The organism is Chromohalobacter sp. HP20-39 (assembly GCF_033052815.1).
GTDB lineage: Bacteria > Pseudomonadota > Gammaproteobacteria > Pseudomonadales > Halomonadaceae > Chromohalobacter.
The window spans coordinates 437683-461943 of the sequence record NZ_JAWHTP010000003.1 but is presented as its reverse complement, the minus strand read 5'-3'; the positions used below and the strand labels follow the sequence as shown (position 1 = coordinate 461943).

The following is a 24261-nucleotide window of genomic DNA, read 5'->3' as shown; positions in this document are numbered from 1 at the left end:
ATCACAAGGCATGCGTATCCCGCCTTATCCGACCGTGACACTCATTACCGCAAGGCATATCCATGGGAATCGTAGAAACGATACTGGTCCACGAGATCGCTGGAACGGCGTTCCTGACTCTACTGGGTTGCGGCGTAGTGGCCAACGTTCTGCTGAACAAGACGAACGGTAACGGCAGCGATGGCATCGTGATCTTCTTCGGCTGGGGGCTTGCCGTGTTCTGCGGTGTTTACGTCGCCTACGATACCGGTGCGCATCTCAATCCAGCCGTGACACTCGGTTTGCTCATCGGCCCGGCCAAAGAGTATGCCGAGGGTATTCCGATCAATTTCGTCACCACCGTCACCTACTTAGTGGCCGAATTCATCGGGGGGTTTCTAGGGGCTGTCATTTGCTATCTGGCCTACAAGAAACAGTACGATGACACCGAAGATAGCGCGATCAAACTCGCCACTTTTTCCACGGCACCGACCATCCGGTCCTATGGCTGGAACCTGATCAGCGAGATCATCGGCACATTCGTGCTGATCTTCGTGATCATCATGTTCGGTCACACGCCCTCCGGCCTCGGGCCCTTGGCGGTCGCACTCTTGGTGGTCTCTATCGGAGCTTCGTTGGGCGGGACGACCGGCTATGCCATCAATCCGGCGCGCGATCTCGGCCCGCGCATTGCCCACGCCGTATTACCGATCCAGAACAAGGGGCCTAACGACTGGCACTATGCCTGGGTTCCGGTCGTCGGCCCTGTCATCGGTAGCACGCTGGCGGCACTTGTTGCTTACGCCTACTAATCGTCCAAATTGATCGATTTTTTGTAACGAACACGAGGAGTGACCTTCCATGAGCAATGAAAAGAAATACATACTCGCGATCGACCAAGGCACGACCAGTTCCCGCGCAATGCTGTTCGACCACGACGGGCAGATCGCCGGCATCGCCCAACGCGAGTTCGAGCAGATCTTTCCGCAGCCGGGCTGGGTGGAGCACAACCCGCGCGACATCATGACCAGCGTGTTGACCACGCTTACCGAGGTGATCAACAACACCCAGGTCGATGTCTCGGAAATTGCCGGCATCGGCATCACCAACCAACGCGAAACCACCGTCGTGTGGGACAAGAACACCGGTCAACCGGTCTATAACGCCATCGTCTGGCAATCACGCCATTCGGCCGAAATCTGTGACGAGCTACGTGAAGCCGGGCATGAAGAGATGGTCCGCGACAAGACCGGGCTGGTCATCGATGCGTATTTCTCGGGCACCAAGCTCAAATGGATCTTCGATAATGTCGAGGGCGTAAAGGAAAAAGCCGATAACGGTGAGCTGCTGTTCGGCACCATCGATTCTTGGCTGGTGTGGAACCTGACCGGCGGCGAAGTGCATGTCACCGACGTTACCAACGCCTCGCGGACGATGATGTTCAACATCCGCAACCGTCAATGGGACCCGGAACTCCTGGCGTTGTTCGGCGTGCCCGAATCGATGCTGCCCAAGGTCAAGTCCTGCAGTGAAGTCTATGGCAAGGTGCTGCCGAAGTACTTCTTCGGCAATGAACTGCCCATCGCGGGTATGGCCGGTGACCAGCAAGCCGCGCTGTTCGGCCAGGCCTGCTTCAACCCCGGGATGGCCAAGAACACCTATGGCACGGGTTGCTTCACGCTGATGAACACCGGCCCGGAAGCCACGGCCTCTGAAAACGGCCTGCTCACGACCGTGGCCTGGGAAGTAGACGGCCAGCTCGAATATGCCCTCGAGGGCAGCGTGTTCGTCGCTGGCTCGGTGATCCAGTGGCTACGCGACGGCCTGCGCATGCTGGGCAAGTCTTCCGATTCCGAAGCCTATGCCGAGCGCGCCGGCGACAACGACGGCGTCTACCTCGTACCGGCGTTCACCGGTCTGGGCGCGCCTTACTGGGATTCCAACGTCCGCGGCGCGATGTTCGGTCTGTCGCGCGGCACGAGCAAGGAACATTTCATCCGTGCGGCGGTGGAATCCATGGCCTACCAGAGCGCGGACGTTCTCCACGCGATGCAGGCCGATGCCGATCTCGAACTCACCGAACTGCGTGCCGACGGTGGCGCCATCGCCAACGATTTTCTCGCCCAGTTTCAGGCCGACATCCTGGGCGTGGACGTTCTGCGTTGCGCGGTCAATGAAACCACCGCACTGGGTGCCGCCTACCTGGCCGGTCTCGCACTCGGCTTCTGGGAATCGCGCGAGCAGATTGCCAAGCAATGGGCCATGGACCGCCGCTTCACGCCCCAGATGAGCGTGGAAAAGCGCGACGAACTCTATGAGGGCTGGAAGCATGCCGTCCAAGCGACCATGGGCTTTCATGTGGCTTCGTGATCCGCATTCGCGCTTGGCAGCTCTCCCATCGTACGTGGATTGCTCTCAGTAGTAAGTTGGATAGTTCGTTTAGCCGGCATCAAGGTCCGAGTCTGTCTTCCGCGAGGCTCGGACCTTTTACGCTTTATCTATACATAGACGAGCAAGCCGGCACTTGTTTTTTGCCTTCATATACCTATACTGAAAGCATAATGAAAGCATTCGACATGCATGGGTGCAGAAGGAGGCATACGCTATGGGCATGATGTCAGTCAGGAATATTCCCGAAGAAGTACACAATGCGCTGAAAGCGCGAGCCAAACGGCACAATCGTAGCGCCGAGGCTGAGGTGCGCGCCATCCTGGAAGAAGTAACGCGACCAGAGACACGCCTTCACATGGGCGACGCCCTTGCTGACGTGAGCCGTCAGGCTGGGCTGACCAATGAAGACGTTACCGCTCTTGAGCAAGTGCGCAACAAGACGCCGGCAGAGCCACTGAGGTTCGAATGATCGTCTTGGATACCAACGTCGTTTCCGAGGCCATGAAACCCGAGCCTGATCCGGTCGTGAAAGCTTGGCTCAATGAGCAGTCGGCCGAAACACTCTACCTGTCCAGTGTCACATTGGCAGAGCTGCTGTTCGGCATCGCAGCACTGCCCGACGGGAAGCGCAAGAATATGCTGAACGAGGCTTTGGATGGCCTTGTGCAGCTGTTCAAGGGACGCTTCTTGTCCTTCGACGCCGACGCTGCTCGCCAGTATGCCAAACTGGCTGTAACGGCTAGAGCTGCCGGGCAAGGCTTCCCCATACCAGATGGCTACATTGCAGCCATTGCCGTATCACAGGACTGTCAGGTTGCGTCCCGTGACACGGCACCGTTTAAAGCGGCCAATGTGGACGTCATCAATCCGTGGGATCAGAAAGGACGCTAGGCGTCACCCTTCGCGAGGGATGCTAACGCCCTATCGCAGCGCGGTAGGGCGTCGCGGCGATGGGCGAACATCAGCGCTTCTGACAGCCACACCACCGTTTATCCATAGGATTCCCGAAAATACTGGTAGGAATCGAGATCATTTCAGCATTTTCAGACGAACCAAAAGCTGCTCCAACATTACCTCGTTAAAGCTGCCTCCACTGAATGAGATCAGCGCACGTAGTGGGCTGTAGCGCCACATCGCCGTCATCATCTCGCTCGCTTCATCCTCCTTGCTACCCTGCATCGCAGCGAGCAGCGGGACGTCGCCGGCCACGGGGGCTAACGCCTCGTGGATATACTCGCGGGCCTGCGGGAAGTCGCTCAGATCACCGATCAGGGTGTTACGATCAATCGTCGGCAGCGGACGCGGATCGCCTTCGACCTCGACCGAACGCGTCAGGCGGATATCGCGTGATGAGGCGCCGATACGGATCTCGAACGCCCCTGTCGGCACGCACCAGCGCTGCTGTTCGACATCGTAATAGGCGAAGTCACGCCGCGTGAGCGTAAGCGCGACGCGATGCGTCTCGCCGGGTTCGAGAGCAAGCTTGGTGAACGCCTTGAGCGCCTGGTCAGGCGTCGGCACCGTGCAGCTGGAATCGTGGAGGTAGAGCTGAACAACTTCCTTGCCGGCGCGCTCGCCGCTGTTGGTGAGATCGAAGCTGATCGTGAGCGTCTCGTCGCGGCCCAGGCGTTCGCTGGATAGTGAAAGCTCACCGTAGGTGAAGCGGGTATAGCTCAGGCCATGGCCGAAGGGAAACAGTGGCGCAACACCCGCACTGTCGTAGTGGCGGTAGCCGACGAACAAGCCCTCGCTATAGCGTGCCACGTCACCCTCTCCCGGGAACGACAGGTAGCTGGGCGTATCTTCCAGCCGCTGGGGGAAGGTTTCAGCCAGCTTGCCCGAGGGGCTGACGGCACCGAACAGCAGATCGGCAATCGCCGCGCCGAGCGCCTGGCCGCCCAGGTAGCCTTCGAGAATCGCGGCGACCCGCGATGCCCACGGCATCATAATCGGCGCGCCGTTGGCCAGCACCACCACGGTGCGCGGCTGGACCTCGCTCACCGCCTCGATAAGGGCTTTCTGGTTGGCGGGCAGATCCAGGTGAGAGCGGTCGTAACCTTCGGATTCGTAGCGCTCCGGCAAGCCGATGAAAAGCACCACCACGTCGGCGCCGCGCGCCTGGGCGACAGCTTCTTCGAGAAGTGCGGCATCACTGAAGTCGTGCGCAATCGCGAAACCTTGCGCATAACTGAGACTCTCCGGCACCGTGGCACGCAGGGCCTCGAGCGGCGTTTCAACTCGGGTCGGATTGACGTGGGAGCTGCCGCCGCCCTGATAGCGCGGCTTTGCGGCGAACTCGCCAATCACGGCGATGCGCTGCGTCGGCACAAGAGGCAGAGTACCGTCGTTTTGCAGCAGCACCATGCATTCGCGCGCCACTTCGCGCGCTAGCTGGTGGTGTGCTTCGGCGTCGTAGCTGGCCTGCGGACGGTGTGCCTCATGGGCGCGCAGGATGATGGTCAGCAACCGGTGCACGGCGCGGTCGAGCACCGCCTCGGCGAGCTCACCGCTGCGCACCGCTTCGACGATCAGGCGGTCGCGGTCGCCGTCGGTGGCCGGCATCTCCAGTTCGAGACCCGCCGCGAGCCCGGCAACACGCTCGTTGACTGCCGCCCAGTCGGAGACGACGAAGCCGTCGAAGCCCCACTCGTCACGCAGGATCTCGGTCAGCAGCTTTTCGTGCTCGGCACAGTAGGTGCCATTGACCTTGTTGTAGGCGCACATCACCGTCCACGGTCTGGCCTCACGCACCGCCTTCTCGAAGCTTTCGAGATAGATCTCGCGCAGCGTGCGCTCATCGATCTGGGCATCGACCGACATGCGCCGATGCTCCTGATTGTTGGCGGCGAAGTGCTTGAGCGAGGCGCCGACGCCCTGGGACTGCACGCCTTCGATGTGGGCTGCGGCAAGGGTCGACGACAGCAGCGGGTCTTCCGAGAAGTATTCGAAGTTGCGCCCGCACAACGGTGAGCGCTTGATGTTGGCGCCCGGGCCGAGCACGATCCCCAACCCTTCGGCCTGCGCTTCCTGGCCGAGGGCTTCGCCGAGACGGCGCAGCAAGGCGGGATCCCAGGAACTAGCCAGCCCCGCAGCGGTGGGAAAACAGGTCGCTGGCACACTATCGAGCAGGCCGAGATGGTCCTCGCCCGGGCCGTTAGGCTGCTTACGCAGGCCATGCGGGCCATCGGACATCATGATAGAGGGAATATCGAGGCGTTCGACCGCCTTGGTGTGCCAGAAGTCCGCACCCGAGCATAGGCTCGCCTTCTCTTCGAGGGTCATCCGCGCAATCAGCGTCTCAACGGGGGTATTCATAGCGTCTCTCCTTGCAAGAATGGGGTCATGCCACCGTAGGCTTGGCCGCACGAATGTGGCTCATGCGTCGGTCAGTGAGTGAATAGATCAGCATCAAGACGACGATGCCCAGTGCGCCGACAGCGGGCAAAAGGCTCATCATCGTCTTGATCAGGGTCAGGACTTCGGCGCTCTGCGACGTGTTGGGGATATAGCCGTAAAACGAGAACAGCACGCCAGTTAACATGCCACCGATGCTCATGCCGAATTTCTGACTGAACGTGACCGCGCTGGTCGAAGCGCCAGTGGCCTTGCGGCCCGAGCGGTACTCCACGTAATCGGCAATATCGGCAACCATCGCCCACATCGTCGGCGAGATAATGCCGTTAAGAAACTTGGCCACGAAGAAGGCCATGAAATAGGCCGGTGCGCCCAGATCGGCGGCGAAGAAGAAGCTCGCCAGCGCTACTGCGTAGCCGAGATTAGCCAGCAGCATCACCCGACGCTTGCAATAGCGGCGAAGCACGAACTGATTGAACAAGATGCCGAGGAGGACGCCGATATAACCCAGCGCCAAAAAATAGGACACCTGTGCTTCATCGCCGATGTAGTATTTGAAGAAATAAATCGCTGCCGCGTCGGGCATCAGCATCAATGTGAAGGTTAGAATGCTGACCGCGAACATGATCCAGAATGGCTTGGCACGAGCAATATGGCCGAAGGTTTTGAGCGGATTACGGTCTTCCTCACCCTCGGTGTAGCGTTCCTTCACGCCGCGAAAAGTCAGCAGGAAAAAAGCGAAAGTCACTAATCCATAAAGGGCGTAGGTCATTGCAAAACCGCGCTGTTCATCACCATTGCCGAACCAGTCAACCAGCGGCAAGGTCGAGTAGCTGATGATGACGAAACCGATGTATGAACATAGCATGCGCGCATTGGTCAGCTGGCGGCGTTCGTCGTTGTCGATGGTCATCGCCACCGGGAGCGCCGAGTAGGGAATGTTGACCAGCGTGTACATGCCCATCAGCACGATGTAGGTGACGAAGGCGTAGACCGTCTTCGCCGTGTCGCCGAACGCCGGGGTAGTGAAGGTCAGTGCGAGCACGACACCAAGTGGCAGCGAGAAGAACAGCAGATAGGGGCGCAGGCGGCCGAAGCGAGAGCGGGTGCGGTCGGCCATTAGCCCGACGATGGGATCGGTGATCGCGTCCCACAGCCGCGTGACCAGAAATAGCGTGCCGACCAGGGCCGGGCTGATGCCGAATACATCAGTATAGAAATACATCAAGTAGAGCGACAGCGATGCCCATGTGAAAGCGCTTGCAAAATCACCTAAACCGTAGCTCAGCTTCTCTTTTGTTTCTATCATGGCGTTCTCCCTGTATGGATAGCAGGAGGCATTGGCAGAGCTTCATTTTATTTTTATGAAAGCGCTTTCATTATTAGGCTAGACACTTACCGCTCACCACACCACTTTTGTCTAATGAATTGGGCCGGAGATCTCGCGTCTAATTCCGTATCATCGCCCTAGCCAGAGGCGCGAATCCGAGCGCACAGAAGAGTAAACGGCTTTCAGGAGAGAACATGTCAACCATCAAGGAGGTGGCGGAGCAGGCTGGCGTCTCCCAGGCAACGGTCTCGCGCGTCATGAACGGTGAGGTGCGCGTCGCCGAGCCGACACGACTGCGCGTCGAGGCTGCGGTCGCGGCGCTGGGCTATCACCCCAACGCCTTCGCCCGCTCGCTGGCCTCTAACCGCTCCCACGGCGTGGGCCTGATCATCTCCCATCTCGGCGGGCCGTTCATGGGCCGCCTGATGCTGACGCTGGAGGATGTGCTGCGGCGGCACGACAAGTCGCTGCTGGTCGCCTCAGGGCGCAGCGACCCCGAGCGTGAGCGCGAAGCGGCAAGGTTTTTGTTGGCTCGGCGCTGCGACGGTCTGCTCGTCCATGCCGATGGCATGAGCGACGAAGAGCTTGAGGCACTAGCGGCGCAGACACCACTGGTGGTGATCAACCGACTGGTGCCGGCGCTAAGCGATCGCTGCGTTCATGTCGACAACGTCAGTGGCGGCTACCAGGCCACGCGACATCTGATCGAGCAGGGCCATCGCCGTATCGCCTGCATCACCGGCCCACTATGGAAGCAAGACGCCACGCAGCGGCTGATGGGATATCGCCGCGCCATGGCGCAGGCCAAGCTTGCAGTAGACACCGATGCTGTGTTCGAAGGCGATTCCTTGGAGCACAGCGGCCGCCTCGCCGTCGAACGGCTGGCAACGCGCGGCGTCGACTATACCGCGCTGGTGACAGGCAACGACGAGATGGCGCTCGGCGCGATCGCGCGACTACGCGAACTGGGCCGTAGCGTGCCGGAAGAGGTTTCAATGGTCGGCTACGATGACGAGGCCTATGCCCGCTACGTCTCACCGGGGCTGACCACCGTTCACGCCCCGCTCGAAGAGATGGCCGCCGCTGCCGCCCAGCGCCTGCTCGCGTTAGCCTACGACCGGCCATGGCAGGGCGAACTGCGCTTCACGCCGTGGCTAGTCGAACGCGGCACGGTTGCACCACCGGCAAGCTAAGCTTCTCAGCGACTACGTGAGTCCGCTGTAGTATGGAGACGCACCACATACTAGGCCCAACCCGATCTACGTGAGCACCGGTATCGAGACAGCCCTATCGCAGCGCGGTAGGGCGTCGCGGCGATGGGCGAACATCAGCGCAGTGCGCCCGTCGAGCCAGGTGTCGAGCCGCTCAGCCACCGTCGTCGCGGTGGCGGCGTCCAGCCCCGCCAACGGTTCGTCGAGCAAGACCAGCGGCGCATCCCGCAGGATCACCCGGGCCAGCGCCACGCGTCTCGCCTGCCCGCCGGAAAGCTGCCGCCCCGCCTCGCCGACCCATGTCTCGAGCCCGTGCGGCAGTTCGCGCGCCCAGCCGTCCAGATCGACGATCCATAGCGCCTTCCACAAGGCCCGCGCGGCAGCCGCTTCATCCAGGTCGTGCTCGATCGGCAATCCCAGGCGCAGATTGTCAGCCAACGAGGCATGGAAGAGCTCGGTGTGCTGGGTCAGGTAGGCGAGCCGTCCATGCAACGCTTGCGGCGCCAGGCTGCGTAGGTCCTGCCCTGCCAATTGCACGCTGCCCGCGTCGGGGTCGAACGCGCGGACGACGAGCTGGGCAAGGCTCGACTTGCCGCTGCCCGAGGGACCCAGCACGGCGACACGCTCGCCGGCGGCTACATGCAGATTGACGTTTTCGAGGGCCGGCGTAGTACCCATGCCCGGATAACGCAGCGTCACTGCCTCGAAGGTGAGCGACGGCGCCTCGGTATGCGCCATGGACGCCTCGTCGTCACTCGCAGGCGCCGACGCCTCGGCATTGAGCCGCGCGGCCGCCATACGCGTGGCCCCGAGTTGCACGAAGGCGCCCGGCAGCATGGCGAGTCCTTCATTCAGCGCCAGTACCGCCAGTGGCAACATGCTCGCCACCGGTGCCGAGAGCTTGCCCGCGGCAAACGCGAGCAGCGCCAGGCATAGAATCGCCACGGCGGCGCCTTGCACAGTCAAGGTGACCAGCGCGTTACCCAGCGCGGTGCGGCGGGCTAGACGCCGCTGATCGTCGAGCAACATCCGCTGCTCATGCTCTACTCTTTCCCGGTGAGCGCCGAGTACACCGAAGGTACGCAACTCGGCCAGGCCTTGCAGATGCTCCAGGGCGCGAACGCGCAAGCGTTCCAGCGTCTCGACGCGTCGTGCGCTGGGGCCACGCCCCGCCACGGCCATGCCCAGCGTGACGATCACCCACAACGGCAGCATGATCGCCAGCAACACGCCGCCCAGCGCGGGCATGGCCAGCGCCAGAATGCCACCGACGACGAGGATCGCCAGCAGCCCCACCAATGGTGGCGCCAGCAAGCGCAGATAGAGATTGTCGAGCGCGTCGATGTCGGCGGTCAGCCGGTTGAGCCATTCACCGGCGCGGTAGCGCGCCAGTTCACGCCCCGACAGCCGTGACAGGCCGGCAAAGGTACGCCCACGAATATCCGCCAGCAGGCGCAGCACGGTATCGTGATTGTAGAGCCGCTCGGCGTAACGCGCGGCGGTGCGTCCCACGGCGAAGAAGCGAATGCCGCTGCCCGGCGTGAAAACATTGATCGTCGCCGTTCCGCCCGCCGCGAGAATCATCCCGGTCAAACCGGTGGCGGTGATGAACCACCCTGACAGCGTCAGCAGTCCGATGGCGAACAGCAGCGTCGCCAGCATCAGCAACGCCCCGAGCAACAAACGTGCACGCCGCTCGGCCATCAGGCGCAACCATGGGCCCAGCACCTTTCTAGTGGACCCCTTCATGGTAGTGGCCCCCTTCATGATAGTGGGCTCCGTCATGACAAGGCCTCCGACGATGCCGATACATCCTGTGAATGCCACTGCCCCGCCTCGAGACGCAGCACACGGTCGGCCATGCCCATCACGGCGGGATGGTGCGTGGCGATCACCAGCGTCCGCCCTTGCGCGGCTAGTTGCTTGAGCCCCTCGATCACACGGCGCTCACTATCAGGATCGAGACTCGCCGTGGGTTCGTCGAGCAACACCAGAGGCGCGTCACTGAGAAACACCCGCGCCAGCGCCAGGCGACTGGCCTGCCCGCCGGAAAGCCCCAGGCCGCGCTCGCCGAGGAACGTCGCGAGTCCGTCGGGCAAGGCATTCAGCAAGTCGCCGAGCTGCGCCGCAGTCATCGCCTCCTGCAGCCGCTCGTCACTGGCCTCGGGCGCGACCAGGCGCAGGTTCTCGGCCAGCGTGCCCTGCATCAGGAACGGCCGCTGATCGAGCCAGGCCAGGCATGTCTCTGCACGCAACGCGACCTCGCCCGCCTCGGCGTCGACGAAGCCGGCGAGCACTTGCAGCAGCGTCGACTTGCCGACGCCCGACGGCCCCACCAGCGCCACCACCTCGCCATCGGCGATATCGAGATCGAGCGGCCCCAGCACGCGACCACGGCCGGCATGCGCCACACTGACGCCAGCCAAGCGCGCCCTCGGCACTGTCGCATCATCGCTTGGACTATCGAATGCCTGCATACGCACGCCCTGTGGGGGCGTCTGCGACAGCAGTGCGCGCAAACCCTCGGCGGCGCCTAACGCACTGGCGCGGTCGTGATAATGCTGAGCAAGCAAGCGCAGCGGCTGGAAGAAATCCGGCGCCATGAACAGCAGGAACAACCCGCTGAACAGCGTCAGTTGATCGGCGGGGCCGAACTGGATGTAGCCCAGCAGCCCAAAACCAATGTAGATGGCGATCACCGCAATCGACACCGAAGCGAAGAATTCCAGTACCGCCGAGGAGAGAAACGCCACGCGTAGCGTCTTCATATTGCGCCGCCGGTAGTCGTCGGCCACCGCTTTGACCTCCTCGGTGGCCTGACGGGTGCGACCGAACAGCTGCAGGGTGGTCAGCCCGCGCACGCGGTCGAGGAAATGCCCCGCGAGACGCGTCATGGCCTGGAACTGCTGCTCGTTGAGGCGCTGGGCGCCCATTCCGATCAACGCCATGAACAACGGGATCAACGGCGCCGCGATCAGGAAAAACAATGCCGCCAACCAGTCCAGCGAGAACGCCACGCCGAGAAAGATCAGCGGCAATACCACCGCCAGCGTGGCCTGGGGCACGTACCGCGCGATATAGCCTTCCAGCGCCTCGACCTGATCGACCAGTTGCGCGGTGCTGCCGGCGCTATGTCGCTCGGCCAGAGACACCGGCCCCAACGCGGCGAGATGATCGAGCACCTGGGCGCGCACGCGTGCCTTGACGCGCAGCCCGGCTTCCAGACCGCTGGTCTCCTGCAGCCACTGCGCCAGAGCACGCAGGACCACCGCGCCGGCCAACGCCGCCGCATAGGGCCATAGCGTCACCAAGGCCGTGTCGTGGATCACGACGGCGCTGATCAGCCACGCCATCAGGCCCAGTTGCGCGAGGGTCGCGAGCCCGCCGACGACACCGGCGGCGATAGCGAGACTCAGCCAGCCACGTACATCGCGGGATTGCGCGGCCAGCCATTGGCGCGATGCGCGCGCCGGTGTGTGTGCTTGAGATCGGGACACGGCTCAGTGATACCCGTCGCCGACACGTACCTTGCCGCGGAACACCCAGTACGACCAGGCGGTATAGGTCAGGATGATGGGCACCACGAACAGCACGCCGATCAGCAGGAAGAACTGCGATGCGGGGGCGGAAGCGGCTTCCCATAGGGTGTAGTCCGGGGGAATGACGTACGGCCAACGGCTCACCAGCAGCCCTAGGTAGGTGAAGATGAACATGCCCAGGGTACAGAGGAACGCCAGCAGCTCGCGCCCCTTGCGATTGGCAATATAAGTGCCGATCACACAGGCCAGAGCCAGCGCCGGCAGCAACCAGATCACCTGCATGTGGTCGAACCAACGCTCCCAGACGTCAGGGTCGATCCACGGCGTCCATAAGCTGACGATGACGAAGACCAACACGACGCCGACGAGCAACTTGGGCACCAGGGCGCGCGCCCAGTCACGCACATGGCCTTCAGACTTGAGCACCAGCCAGGTCGCGCCCAGCAGCGCATAGCCTGCTACCAGACCGAGACCGGTGATCACCGAAAACGGCGTCAGCCAGTCGAGCGGCCCGCCAGTGAAAACGCGGTTGGCGGTCTCGAAGCCTTCGATATAGGCCCCCACCACAGCGCCCTGGGCGAAGGCCGCCACGAAGGAGCCGCCGGCAAAGGCCGCATTCCACCAGTTGCGTGTACGCCGCGACTTGAAGCGGAACTCGAAAGCCACGCCGCGGAAGATCAAGCCCGCCAGCATCAGAAAAACCCCGATGTACATCGCCGGCAAGAGGATCGAATAGACCAGCGGGAAGGCCCCGATCAATCCTGCGCCACCCAGCACCAGCCAGGTCTCGTTGCCGTCCCAGACCGGGGCGACGGAATTCATCATCACGTCGCGCGCGTCTTCGTCGGGGGCGAAGGGGAACAGTATCCCCAGCCCCAGATCGAAGCCATCCATGAGCACGTACATGATCACCCCGAAGGCGATGATGACGGCCCAGATCAACGAGAGATCGAACGTTTCCATGGCTTAGCTCCTGTTCGGGGCGCGATCGTCGCGCGCATCATCAAAGGGCACGTGGGCAGCGGACATGGGCCGCGCCGGACGGTCGTGGCTATCCAAATCCTCCGTGTCGTCGCGCTCATCGAGTCCCTGGTCGATCACCTTGCACAGGTAATAGACACCGGCGATGAAGATCACCGCATAGACGGCGATGTAGCCGATCAACGTGAACAGCACCATGCCGCCACTCAACGATGGCGTGACGGCGTCGGCGTAATCCAGCACGCCGTAGATCAGCCAGGGAGAGCGTCCGGTCTCGGTCACGAACCAGCCCGCGACCACCGCCACGAACGGCGCCAGCGTCATGCCTTGCAGCCCACGCAGGAACCAGCGGCTGCGATAGATGCGTCCGCCCTTGCGCAGCACCAGCCCGGCGACGGCGAAGGCGATCATCAGTAGCCCCAGACCCACCATCACGCGGAAACTATAGAAGGTGATCCACACCGGCGGTTGCCGCTCGGGAGAGATCTCCTCGAGTCCCGGCACGACGCCATCGGGATCGTGGCGCAGAATGAGACTCGCGCCATTGGGAATGCCGATCTCGAAATGGTTGCCTTGTATATCGCGGTCCGGCAATGCGAACAGCAACAGCGGCACGTTCGACTGGGTTTCCCAGTTAGCTTCCATGGCGGCGATTTTCATCGGCTGGTGTTCCAGCGTGTTCAAACCGTGCTCATCACCGACGTAAGCTTGCAGCGGCGCCAGGATCAACAACAGCCATAGCGTCATCGAGAGCGCACGCTTGTGGGCATCGACTTCACGCCCGCGCAGCAAAAACCAGGCACTGACCCCGGTCACCACGAAGCCGCCGGTCAAGAACGCGGCCAGCGCCATGTGCGTGAAGCGGTACGGGAAGGACGGGTTGAAGATCGCATCAACCCAGGAGGTCACATGGATCACGCCCTCGCGGATCTCGTAGCCGTCGGGGGTCTGCATCCAGCTGTTGGTGGCGAGAATCCAGAACGCCGAGATGAAGGTGCCCACGGCGACCATCAACGCGGCGAAGAAGTGTACCGCCGGCGAGACACGATGACGGCCGAACAGCAACACCCCCAGGAAGCCGGCCTCGAGGAAGAACGCCGTGACCACCTCGTAACTCAGCATCGGGCCGATGAAGTTCGCCGCCATCTGCGAGAAGTTGCTCCAGTTGGTACCAAACTGGAACGCCATCACGATGCCGGACACCACCCCCATGCCGAAGACCACGGCGAACACCTTGGTCCAGAACAGGCCGAGGCGATCCCAGACGCGATTGCCCGTGGACACGTAAAGGCCCTGCAGTACGGCAATATAGGACGCCAGACCGATCGTGAAGACCGGGAAGATGGCATGAAAGGAAACCACGAATGCAAACTGCAATCGCGACAGGAGGATCGGATCTAGCGCCATGGCTGACTCCTTGAAGCCCACGTAGTCGAAATGTCATCGGAATGAGGGGGTCATAGCCGGAAACGGCCCGCCGCCTGGATCTTATTGTTGCGTTTCCAATACCCCTACATCGTAGAGGGTTTATATAGCCTTAAAAAGCGCTATGACTGGGTTTGGTATGTGTCGCGTTGCCGCAAGGCAAATTGCCGCATGCGCGCCGATGTCGCAGGGCCTTTGTTCTGCACCGTTCGTCTAACGGAAAACACCATCCCTCTTTGGTAGCGTAGCCGCATCAAAAAATACGGTCGGCGCCCCGCATGACCTATCTCGACAAGGATCACTCATGAACGCTATCTGGATCGCCATCTTTGGCGCTGTGTGTTTCGTGATGGGCTATCGTTTCTATTCGAAGTTCATCGCCGAACGCATCTACCGTCTCGACCCCGATTTCCAAACGCCCGCGCACGCCTATCAAGATGGCGTCGACTACGTGCCCACCAACAAATGGATCCTGTGGGGACACCATTTCACCTCGGTGGCTGGCGCAGCCCCCATCGTGGGGCCCGCCATCGCCATCTACTGGGGGTGGCTGCCGGCCATCCTGTGGGTCGTGCTGGGGACCGTATTCGCCGCCGGGGTGCATGACTTCGGCGCGGTGGTGCTTTCCAATCGCCACAAGGGCCATTCCATCGGTACGCTGGCCAACAAGCTGATCGGCCAGCGCGCCAAACTGCTGTTCCTGTTCATCATTTTGATTCTGGTATTGATGGTCAACGCGGTCTTCGCCTGGGTCATCGCCAAGCTGTTCATCACTTTCCCGGCCAGTGTGCTGTCGGTGTTCATCCAGATTCCTCTGGCGGTGTGGATCGGCTATCGCGTCTACCGCCACTCGGGATCGATGCTCTTGCCTTCGGTGATCGCCCTCGCCGTCATGTATGGCGCCGCGTTATTGGCCAGCGAGATCCCCATGCTGCAAATCGATCTGGTCAGCTGGTTCGGCGGTGCCGAAGCCTCGGTCGTGGGTGGCTTCAATGCTACGTCGATGGCCTTCCTGGTATGGATCGTGGTGCTGATGGTGTATGTCTACATCGCTTCCACGCTGCCGGTCTGGAAGCTGTTGCAGCCGCGTGATTACATCAACTCGCACCAGCTAGTGGTCGGCTTGGCTCTGCTGTATCTGGGGCTATTCTTCGGAGCACCGGAGATGACCGCACCCAGCGTCAATGGCGAAGCCGATATCAGTTGGTATCCATTGCTGTTCATCACCATCGCCTGCGGGGCGATTTCCGGCTTCCATGGTCTGGTCGCCTCGGGCACGACATCCAAGCAGCTCGACAAGGAAACTGACGCCCGCATGATCGGCTATGGCGGCGCTCTGGGCGAAGGCATGCTGGCGATGATCGCGATCATCGCCGTGGGCACGCTGTTCGCGTCCGGTGCGGATTTCACCGCCACCTACTCGAGCTTCTCGGCGGCCGGTTCCAGCGGGCTCGGTTCTTTCGTGAAAGGTGCTGGCCAGCTCGCCGGTAACCTCGGCATTCCCGAGCACATGGGCTCGACCCTGGTGGCAGTGATCGTGGTCAGCTTCGCCGCCACCACGCTGGATACCGCGGTGCGTCTGATGCGTTATATCATCGCCGAACTGGGCATCGAGTACGGCATGCCAGTGATCGCGCGCAAGCACGTCGCGACCAGCATCGCCGTCATCTCCAGTGCCGCGCTGGTGATCCTGCCAGAAGGCCCCAACGGCTTCGGATCCGGCGGCTATCTACTGTGGCCGCTGTTCGGCACCAGCAACCAGTTGCTGGCCGGTATCACGCTGATGCTGGTGTCGGTATGGCTCAAGCGTCAGGGCCGTCCGGTGGTGTTCACGCTGGCGCCGATGCTGTTCCTGCTGGTCATGACGCTATGGGCCATGGGGCAACAAGTGATCTTCACCTGGTCGGGCTTCGGCGATGCCGATCGCAACTTGCTGCTGTTCACCTTCGGCAGCTTGATCATGGTCTTCACGCTATGGATTCTGCTCGAGGCTTCACGCAGCTTCCGCCAGGGTGGCGTCCCTACGCAGCAACAACAGCCGAGTTCCGATGAGTCGCGCTGATGACGAACGTACCGCGTCCGCCGGCTGGCGGACGCGGGTCAAACGACTCATCGAGGGTTACGATTCGGTGCTGAGCCTTCAGCACCGGCGTGAAATCATCCGTGAACTCCAGGATGAAGAAGATCTCTTCATGCTGCTGTGCTTCTGCGACATGATGGGGATTCCCAACCCCGTCGGCGACATGACCCTGGAGCTATATCCCTACATGCTGGACCGCTTTCACGAGTGGCATCAGCGCCAGGGCATGCCCCGCTCGCCCCTGGATGGTTTTCGCTGTTGCTGAGCGGCGCCGATGACGCGTGGCATAACCGAGGAGAGATAGCCGATATGGCCAAGAGCCTGTTTTTCGGCGGCAAGGGCGGCGTCGGCAAGACCAGTTGCGCGACCGCCTACGCACTGAGCTGCGCGAATGCCGGATGGAACACCCTGCTGGTGTCCACCGACCCGGCCCACAACCTGGCCGATCTATTCGGTCGCCAGCCCGGCCCGACACCGACACGCATGCGCCCCGGCCTGGATGTCGTCGAACTCGATCCTGACCATGAAACCAAGCGTTATTTGGACCAGGTCAAGGACACCATCAAGCCCATGGTGAGCGGTGAACGTAGCGCGGCGGTCTTCCGCCAGCTCGATCTGGCCCGTCACGCACCGGGCACCGAAGAAGCTGCTCTGTTCGACGCCCTGGTCGGCTTGCTACTCGATACCGGGCAACACTACGACCGCTTGATCTTCGATACCGCGCCAGGCGGCCATACCGTGCGCTTGCTTGCATTGCCGGAGATCATGGGCGCCTGGGTGGACGGCTTGATGCAGCGTCGCCACAAGGTGCGCAGCGATTACAAGGCCTGGCTGGGGGATGGCGAGGTCGTCGACGACCCTATCCAAGAGGCGCTGATGCGCCGACGCGGACGCCTCGCCGCCGCTCGCGAACACCTGACCTGCCCTGCGCACTCGGCGATGATTCTGGTCGCTAACCCGGAACGCCTGCCGGCGCTGGAAACCGCTCGCACGCGTGACCTGCTGGAAGCCAATGGCCTGCATGTGGGCGCGGTGGTCATCAACAAATGCCTGCCCACGACGGTCGATAGCCAGTGGCTCGCCAATTGGCGCGAGGAACAACGCCCGTGGATCGAGCAGCTCGAGACGTCATTCGCGGACCGCACATGCATACGCATCGAACATCAGCCCCACGCCCCAGCCTCCATCGACGATCTACGGCCTCTCAGCGACGCCCTTGGCGTGCTCTCGCCGTGGCAAGCGCACGCCTGATTCACGCGCTCTTTAGCGCCCGCCGATGACCGACACGACCAACCATGTCGTATAGGCAATAAACGTTGCCAACAGCAAGGCCGCCTCCAGGCGGTTGATTCGCCCCTGGCCCTTCCAGCCGATGCCGAACACGGTCAGCGCAAGGGTCAAGCCCGCCATGACCGGCCAGTCACGCACTACGACCGCGTTATCCACGTCGATCGGATCGATGATCCCCGCCAGCCCAACCACGGCGAGGGTATTGAAGAGGTTGGAACCCACCACGTTGCCGAGCACCAGATCATGCTCGTTCTTGCGCACCGCGCTGATCGAGGAGGCAAGCTCCGGCAACGAGGTCCCGATGGCGACCACCGTCAAGCCGATGACCAGATCGCTGACGCCGAATGCCGAGGCGATATCCACCGCGCCCCATACCAGCAAGCGTGAACTGACGATCAGCATGACCAGTCCCACCAGCGTCCAGGTGATCGCACGCTTGAGCGTCATCGACTGAGTATCGAGATTGGCGGTGGTATTGTCGGCCAGCGTGTCACTGCCCTGCTGACGCCCCCGCATGATGCTGAACACCAGAAAGGCCACCAGCATCGCCAGCAGCAACAGCGCATCCACCCGCGACACACTGCCATCCTGCAGGCACCATAGCGATGCCACCGTCACCAGCATCAAGAGTGGCAACTCTTGACGCAGCACTTGCGAGTGCATGGTCAGGGGGCTGAGCAGTGCCACGAACCCCACGATCAAGCCAATGTTGGCGATGTTAGAGCCATAGGCGTTACCCAGTGCAAGGCCGGGATTGCCTGCCCAGGCGGAAAGCCCCGAGACCATCAGCTCCGGCGCCGAGGTGCCGAAGCCGATGACCACCATGCCGATCAACAGCGGTGGCAACCCCAGATGACGCGAGGTCGACGCCGCGCCATCGACAAACCGGTCGGCGCTCCATACCAGAACCGCCAACCCCAACGCTACGGCGATGATGGCCATCAGCACGATACTTCTCCTTGAATGTCGTTGTCCTTGAATGTCGTCGTGTCATGCATGTTATCGCGATGCCGCGCTATTCTAACGCAATCCACTGAGTACGCTACTGACAAACATACGTAAGTGAATGTATGCTGTCCGCGCTGCTGATGTTATCAGGCAAAAGTCTGTCGGAACGACACCGCGCCGAATTGCTATAGTGCATGCATCATTCGGCACCATGAACCCATGAGCGAGACTGAGTTTGGCAGATAACGTTTCGTCACAAGCGCCTCATCACTCGCCATGCGACGCGGCGACGCCGGTGGCGACGACGCGCCATTCTCGGCGCCGTCTGCGCGCCTGTCACGAATGCGACCTGCTGGTGGCACTACCGCCCTTGCAGCCACGCCAGAAAGCCAACTGTCCACGTTGCGACCATACGCTAGCCACGCGCCATGACAAACCCGCCGAGCGTAGCCTGGCACTGGCCATCGCCGCCTTGATCATGCTGATGCTGTCGGTCGTCTTTCCCTTCATTAGTTTCGAGGCCCGCGGCGTCACCAACCGCATCGAGCTGACTGACACCGCCTCGACGCTAGTCGGCTTCCATGAACCCTTGGTGGCGATTTGTGTGCTACTGACCGTCATCATTCTGCCTGTGGTCTATTTGTGTGGCGTCACCTGGCTCTCGTTAGGGCTCATGGGGCGCCGCATACTGCCCCATTCGCGCGGCATCGCTCGTGCCCTGGAGCATTTGACGCCCTGGATGATGGCCGATGTCTTCGTCATCGCGGCGCTGGTCAGTCTGATCAAGGTCGCGGGTATGGCCGATGTCAGCCTGGGGCTCTCGTTCTGGACGTTTTGCGTTTATGCCTTGCTATTGCTGCTCACCACCCAGTCCATCGACACCGACTGGATGTGGTTCGCGCTGGCCAGCGAGCCCCTGGCACCGGAAGGCGCCCGCTCGGGCGAGCCCGCAACGCCGCAAGGCTTGAGCGGATGCGCGACCTGCGGGCTGGTCAATCGTCTCGATACACAAGGGCGCGGGCGCTGCCGACGCTGCGGGGAAACGCTTCATGCGCGGACACCTGGCAGCCGACAGCGCACGCTGGCCTTGCTGCTCGCTGCGGTGGTGATGTACGTTCCGGCGAACATTTACCCGATCATGAGCACGACATCGCTGGGTAACACATCGCCTTCGACCATCATCGGCGGTGTCATGCTGTTTCTGCAGCACGGCGACATTCCCATCGCAGTGATCATCTTCACTGCAAGCGTGGTGGTGCCCATCGGCAAGATCCTCGCACTCGGCTGGTTGTGCTACGCGGTACGTCATCGCGGCGAGCCACTCAGCAATGTCACCCGCGTGCGCCTCTATCGCATCACCGAGTTCATCGGCCGCTGGTCGATGGTGGATGTTTTCGTGGTCGCCATCCTCGTCGCGCTGATCCGCGCGGGCGAGTTGATATCGATCACGCCGGGGCCTGCCGCCCTCTCCTTCGCCAGCGTCGTGGTGATCACCATGCTGGCAGCCAATAGCTTCGACCCGCGCATGATCTGGGATGAGCTCCCTGAACGCCCGGATCGCACGTGGCGACCTCGTCTGACACGGCGCACCGCAACAGCTTCAACACGCAAGGAACCCGACGATGCCTGATGCTCCACAGCGCGCGACCCGCCAATATCGCCGGCGCCTCTCGCCGATCTGGATCGTACCGCTGGTGGCGGTCCTCATCGGCATGTGGATGCTTTACGACAATTTTTCCGGCCTGGGGCCGACGATCACCTTGGAAATGAAGAACGCCGAGGGTATCGAGGCAGGCAAGACATTGATCAAGACACGCAATGTCCAAGTCGGCCGCGTCGAGGAAGTGGCGCTCTCCGACGACATGTCACACACCGTGATCACCGCGCGCATGAAACCCGACACAGAACGCATGCTCAATAACGAGACACGCTTCTGGGTGGTCAAGCCACGTATCGACCGTGAAGGCATCAGTGGCCTGGGGACCGTGCTCTCAGGGGCGTACATACAACTCCTCCCTGGCAGTAGCGACGAGTCTCAACGCAACTTCGATGTGCTCGACCAGCCCCCCGTGGCCCCTCCCGATGCGCCAGGCATTCGCATCAACCTGGTCAGTCAAGTGGGAAGCTCCCTGCGTACCGGCGACCCCATCACCTATCAGGGCTTCACCGTGGGACGCGTGGAAAACACCGAATTCGACCCCCAAGAAAAGGAAATGCGCCACCGCCTCTACATTCAGTCACCCTATGATGTACTGGTCACCGATACCACGCGCTTCTGGGTGTCGTCCGGCATCGATCTGAGCCTGAATTCCCAGGGCTTCCAGGTCAATGTCGAGTCAATAGAGTCACTCATCGGTGGCGGTGTGACCTTTGGGGTCCCCGAAGACGTCAAGATGGGGCAACCCGCCGAGCCAGGCGCCACCTATCAATTATTCAGCGACAGGGAGAGCGCCCGTGAAGGGACCTTCGATCGTTATCTCGACTATGTGCTGCTCGTCGACGATACCGTTCGTGGCCTCGGCAAGGGGGATCCGGTCGAGTATCGAGGGGTGCGCGTTGGCACAGTGGAGGCGGTGCCATGGCGTTTCTCCGCACCGCAGCCCGATACCTTGAATCGCTTTGCGATTCCGGTCTTGATTCGCATCGAGCCTCAACGCTTCGATGATATTCAGGCAGACTTCAATGCCGACGAGTGGCGCGAACGCTTACAAGGCATGTTCAAACACGGCCTGCGCGCGACGCTCAAGGCCGGCAATCTATTGACCGGCGCCTTGTTCGTCGACCTAAACTTCAAGGAGGACCCCGCTGCTTATCAACCTTTGACCTTTGAAGGCAAGCAGGTCTTTCCCACGACATCCGGTGGTTTTGCCCAAATTGAACAGAAGGTCGCAAACCTGCTCGATAAACTCAACGAGTTGCAGGTCGAACCGATCCTTGACTCGCTCGACAAGACGCTTTCGACGACACAGGCAACGATGCGTCAGGTCAACGAGATAGCCAATTCCGTGGATGCCTTACTGAACGATCCCGCGACTCGCCAATTGCCGCAAAACCTTAACGCCACGCTACGTCAGACCCGTGAGACCTTAGAGGGTTTCTCCCCCGGCTCGCAGGGTTATCGCGAACTCAACGATACCCTCTCGCGACTCGAATCGTTGATGCGCGACCTGCAACCCTTCGCCCGTACATTGAGCGAAGAGCCCAACGCCTTGATTTTTGAGAGCAAAGACATTCCAGATCCGCAACCGAAGGCCCCGCAATGATGACCGAGACGACCTTTGACCGTAGTCGACGCCTGGTACGCCCGATACGACTTCTCGTCATCGTCGGGCTGGGGCTTATCACGATGGTGCTGGCCGGTTGTGCCAGCCAAGGCATCGAGCAATCCCGCTATACGTTGCCCAGCGAAGTAAAAGATGTCGACGTCGCCGGCAACTTCAGGGGGAGCGTATGGCTCGCGCCACCCAACATGGCCAGCTACCTGAAGGACGGCGGCATCGTCATGCAACTCGGTGAACTTCGTATCCACCAGGCCCGCCACCATCTTTGGGCCGAGCCCCTGGCTCGCCAGTTGCAAGAGCGCATGCGCCGACATCTCGCTCAGGCCTTGCCCAATGCCGAGGTGCTACTTCGCGGCCAGCCCGCTGCGGCGCCCTCGCCGGCGCTGCATGTCCAGCTCGACGTCGACCGATTCCAGGGCCGCGACGACGGCATGGCCGTGGTCAGCGGCGAGTGGCGTATCCGCGACGATCAAGACCGCACGCTGTCACGCGAGTCCTTCAAGATCGCGCGCCCGCTGGAAGACGATGGCTACCCCGCCCTGGTAAGGGCGTTGGGCGCGGCCTGGAAGACTCTCGGCGACCGCCTGGCTGAGACCCTGGCAGAGGTGGAGGTCAAGACGGAGACACACTGACGCCGCGAACGTTATAAGCAGGCCGACGTTTATAGCGGGATGATCCTTGTACTCGCCCCGCCCGGCCCCCATTATCGCTTCCGCCATTGTTACCATGAGATACTTTTCCCATGCCCTTCTCACGGATACCGGAAGCCGAAAATGCCGAAGGCCTGCTGGGTGACCATGGTGTCTCGATCAATACGCACAAAGCCTTGCGACGTCTGCGTAGACTGGTCGATAGCTGGCCCGACGGCGTTCTGGTGTGCGATTTCGGAAGCTTGTGTATCTACGAATGGAATAGCGCCGCGCGCCACCTGATCGACGCGCGAGGTGCCGCCATCAAAGGCTCGCGATTGCCGCAATGGTTTCTTTCCAGCGATCGACGCATTTTGCAGCGGCGCATCCGCCAAGAGCTTGCCGAGCAAGGCGACACGCTGCGACACAACCTGACGCTGCATAACGATACGCCGGTCGAGATCACCCTTGTGCCGATGCGCGACACCGACGCTACCTCGCTGATCGTGGTGTTACGCGACCGGCGGCCCTATCTCGACCATCTGCATAAGGTAAAGCGCAAGCTCGCCGAGGCCGAGGAGATGATCAGCCAGGATGCGCTGACAGGATTGCTCAACCGATTCGGCTTCGAGCAGGCCATCGAGGAATTCATGACCGAGGCACGGCATGGCACGCCCTTCGCGTTGATGATCGCGGATATCGATCACTTCAAGGATATCAACGATACCCATGGGCATCAGTGGGGTGATGAGGCGCTGAAAGTCGTCGCATCCCGTCTCGCCGAACAACTCCGCGACGACGATGCCGTGGCACGATACGGTGGCGAGGAATTCTGCATCCTGATGGCAATTCCCGACACAAGAGTCGTGGAAATCGCCGAGCGTGTGCGACATGCAGTGTCGGCGACCCCTATCGGACTCGCCGATGGCAGTTGGTTGACGCTGACGATCAGCATCGGCGCCACCTATTATCAGCCGGCACTGAGCGCGGAGGCCATGTTCGAGCGCGCCGACGAGGCACTTTACGAAGCCAAGGAATACGGTCGCAACCGTACGGTCATGCTACAGCCGTTGCCCGTAACCGCCGCAGACGAGGAAGAATGAGCCTCAGGCCGCGAGCCGCCCCCTGAGACGTGCCACGGCCTGGCTATGCAATTGGCATACTCGCGATTCGCTGACCCCGAGCACGGCACCGATTTCCTTGAGGTTGAGTTCTTCCTGGTAATAAAGCCCCAGCAACAGCTTTTCACGCTCGGGCAACTGCTCGATGGCCTCGACCAGATGCGTGCGCGCATCGCCTTTCAGCAATGCCTCGTGCGGAGTCGCCGGGGCGGTTTCGCCCCCTGGTGGTTCGCCGAGCTCGGACACGACCTCGTCGAAGCCCAGCAGATAGCCGTTATTGGCATCCAGCAGCAACTGATGATATTCATCGACGCTCATATCCAGCGCGCTGGCGATCTCGCGCTCGTCCGGGGCACGCCCCAGCGACTGTTCGAGCTTGTGTACTGCCTGATCCAGCGCCCGCACGCTGCGCCGCACGCTGCGTGGCATCCAGTCGCGACTGCGCAGTTCATCGATCATCGCGCCGCGCACGCGCTGGTTGGCGAAGGTGGAAAAACTCGCCCCCTGGGCGGTATCGAAGCGCTCCAGCGCATCGAGTAACCCCACCATGCCGGCTTGAATCAAATCATCGAGTTCGACACTGGCCGGTAAGCGTACTTGCAATGCCAGCGCATGACGCCGCACGAGCGGCATGTATTGCTCCAGCAATGCGTGTTGGTCGATTTTGCCCTGTGCCGTATACATCTCTATCGCCTCGGATGT

20 protein-coding genes are annotated in these 24261 nt (G+C 61.6%); 12 read left to right on the top strand and 8 right to left on the bottom strand.

Annotated features, from left to right (window positions below; all coding sequences use genetic code 11):
• Positions 1 to 62: 62 nt before the first annotated feature.
• From RVY79_RS08805 to RVY79_RS08790, 4 genes are all read left to right on the top strand, one after another.
• Entirely contained in the window at positions 63 to 791 is a 729-nt protein-coding gene (locus RVY79_RS08805; RefSeq protein WP_317463752.1) for an MIP/aquaporin family protein, read from the top strand.
• A 49-nt stretch (positions 792 to 840) separates the two neighbouring features.
• Positions 841 to 2349 carry a glycerol kinase GlpK gene (gene glpK / locus RVY79_RS08800; protein ID WP_317463751.1) on the top strand — a complete coding sequence of 503 codons (1509 nt, stop codon included), beginning with the start codon at positions 841 to 843 and terminating at the stop codon, positions 2347 to 2349.
• A gap of 241 nt (positions 2350 to 2590) precedes the next feature.
• Positions 2591 to 2839, top strand: a complete 249-nt coding sequence (locus RVY79_RS08795; protein ID WP_317463750.1) for a FitA-like ribbon-helix-helix domain-containing protein — start codon at positions 2591 to 2593, stop codon at positions 2837 to 2839.
• A complete protein-coding gene (locus RVY79_RS08790; protein WP_317463749.1) occupies positions 2836 to 3261 on the top strand; it encodes a type II toxin-antitoxin system VapC family toxin in 426 nt (141 codons plus the stop codon). Before RVY79_RS08795 ends, RVY79_RS08790 begins: the two co-directional genes overlap by 4 nt.
• A 138-nt stretch (positions 3262 to 3399) precedes the next feature.
• Here the strand turns inward: RVY79_RS08790 and RVY79_RS08785 are convergent, their stop codons facing one another.
• Both RVY79_RS08785 and RVY79_RS08780 read right to left on the bottom strand, forming a co-directional pair.
• Positions 3400 to 5685, bottom strand: coding sequence for a glycoside hydrolase family 3 C-terminal domain-containing protein (locus RVY79_RS08785; RefSeq protein WP_317463748.1), 2286 nt, complete (start codon positions 5683 to 5685; stop codon positions 3400 to 3402).
• 25 nt (positions 5686 to 5710) lie between these two features.
• Positions 5711 to 7033: an MFS transporter gene (locus RVY79_RS08780; RefSeq protein WP_317463747.1), complete on the bottom strand. Its 1323-nt coding sequence runs from the start codon at positions 7031 to 7033 to the stop codon at positions 5711 to 5713.
• 215 nt (positions 7034 to 7248) lie between these two features.
• Between RVY79_RS08780 and RVY79_RS08775 the strand changes: the two genes are divergently transcribed.
• Positions 7249 to 8247, top strand: coding sequence for a LacI family DNA-binding transcriptional regulator (locus tag RVY79_RS08775; protein WP_411161714.1), 999 nt, complete (start codon positions 7249 to 7251; stop codon positions 8245 to 8247).
• A 66-nt stretch (positions 8248 to 8313) separates the two neighbouring features.
• On the opposite strand, the gene cydC is transcribed toward RVY79_RS08775, so the two are convergent.
• From cydC to RVY79_RS08755, 4 genes are read right to left on the bottom strand one after another with little or no spacing between them, the layout of a single operon-like run.
• Positions 8314 to 10050: a thiol reductant ABC exporter subunit CydC gene (gene cydC, locus RVY79_RS08770; RefSeq protein ID WP_317463746.1), complete on the bottom strand. Its 1737-nt coding sequence runs from the start codon at positions 10048 to 10050 to the stop codon at positions 8314 to 8316.
• Entirely contained in the window at positions 10047 to 11762 is a 1716-nt protein-coding gene (gene cydD, locus RVY79_RS08765; RefSeq protein WP_317463745.1) for a thiol reductant ABC exporter subunit CydD, read from the bottom strand. The genes cydC and cydD overlap by 4 nt, the downstream gene beginning before the upstream one ends.
• A 3-nt stretch (positions 11763 to 11765) precedes the next feature.
• Positions 11766 to 12767 carry a cytochrome d ubiquinol oxidase subunit II gene (cydB, locus tag RVY79_RS08760; RefSeq protein ID WP_317463744.1) on the bottom strand — a complete coding sequence of 334 codons (1002 nt, stop codon included), beginning with the start codon at positions 12765 to 12767 and terminating at the stop codon, positions 11766 to 11768.
• A gap of 3 nt (positions 12768 to 12770) precedes the next feature.
• A complete protein-coding gene (locus tag RVY79_RS08755) occupies positions 12771 to 14192 on the bottom strand; it encodes a cytochrome ubiquinol oxidase subunit I (RefSeq protein WP_317463743.1) in 1422 nt (473 codons plus the stop codon).
• 322 nt (positions 14193 to 14514) lie between these two features.
• Between RVY79_RS08755 and RVY79_RS08750 the strand changes: the two genes are divergently transcribed.
• From RVY79_RS08750 to RVY79_RS08740, 3 genes are read left to right on the top strand one after another with little or no spacing between them, the layout of a single operon-like run.
• Entirely contained in the window at positions 14515 to 16272 is a 1758-nt protein-coding gene (locus RVY79_RS08750; RefSeq protein WP_317463742.1) for a carbon starvation protein A, read from the top strand.
• Positions 16259 to 16555, top strand: coding sequence for a cory-CC-star protein (locus tag RVY79_RS08745; RefSeq protein ID WP_317463741.1), 297 nt, complete (start codon positions 16259 to 16261; stop codon positions 16553 to 16555). Before RVY79_RS08750 ends, RVY79_RS08745 begins: the two co-directional genes overlap by 14 nt.
• 44 nt (positions 16556 to 16599) lie before the next feature.
• Positions 16600 to 17541 carry an ArsA family ATPase gene (locus RVY79_RS08740; RefSeq protein ID WP_317463740.1) on the top strand — a complete coding sequence of 314 codons (942 nt, stop codon included), beginning with the start codon at positions 16600 to 16602 and terminating at the stop codon, positions 17539 to 17541.
• Between the two features lie 12 nt (positions 17542 to 17553).
• Here the strand turns inward: RVY79_RS08740 and RVY79_RS08735 are convergent, their stop codons facing one another.
• The gene (locus RVY79_RS08735) at positions 17554 to 18528 is read right to left on the bottom strand and encodes a calcium/sodium antiporter (RefSeq protein WP_317463739.1); all 975 of its coding nucleotides are present in this window, start codon (positions 18526 to 18528) and stop codon (positions 17554 to 17556) included.
• 235 nt (positions 18529 to 18763) lie between these two features.
• Here RVY79_RS08735 and RVY79_RS08730 point away from each other — a divergent pair, with 235 nt between their 5' ends.
• The 4 genes from RVY79_RS08730 (at position 18764) to RVY79_RS08715 (ending at position 23541) form a co-directional block, all read left to right on the top strand.
• On the top strand, positions 18764 to 20158 hold the full coding sequence (locus RVY79_RS08730; RefSeq protein ID WP_411161713.1) for a PqiA/YebS family transporter subunit: 1395 nt from the start codon (positions 18764 to 18766) through the stop codon (positions 20156 to 20158).
• Positions 20151 to 21791, top strand: a complete 1641-nt coding sequence (pqiB, locus tag RVY79_RS08725) for an intermembrane transport protein PqiB (protein ID WP_317463738.1) — start codon at positions 20151 to 20153, stop codon at positions 21789 to 21791. Before RVY79_RS08730 ends, pqiB begins: the two co-directional genes overlap by 8 nt.
• Positions 21788 to 22441: a membrane integrity-associated transporter subunit PqiC gene (locus RVY79_RS08720; RefSeq protein ID WP_317463737.1), complete on the top strand. Its 654-nt coding sequence runs from the start codon at positions 21788 to 21790 to the stop codon at positions 22439 to 22441. The genes pqiB and RVY79_RS08720 overlap by 4 nt, the downstream gene beginning before the upstream one ends.
• A gap of 110 nt (positions 22442 to 22551) precedes the next feature.
• On the top strand, positions 22552 to 23541 hold the full coding sequence (locus tag RVY79_RS08715; RefSeq protein ID WP_317463736.1) for a GGDEF domain-containing protein: 990 nt from the start codon (positions 22552 to 22554) through the stop codon (positions 23539 to 23541).
• A 3-nt stretch (positions 23542 to 23544) separates the two neighbouring features.
• Here RVY79_RS08715 and RVY79_RS08710 read toward each other — a convergent pair whose 3' ends face one another.
• Positions 23545 to 24243 (bottom strand): RNA polymerase sigma factor FliA, encoded by a 699-nt coding sequence (locus tag RVY79_RS08710; protein ID WP_317463735.1) that lies wholly within the window; start codon positions 24241 to 24243, stop codon positions 23545 to 23547.
• Positions 24244 to 24261: the final 18 nt, after the last annotated feature.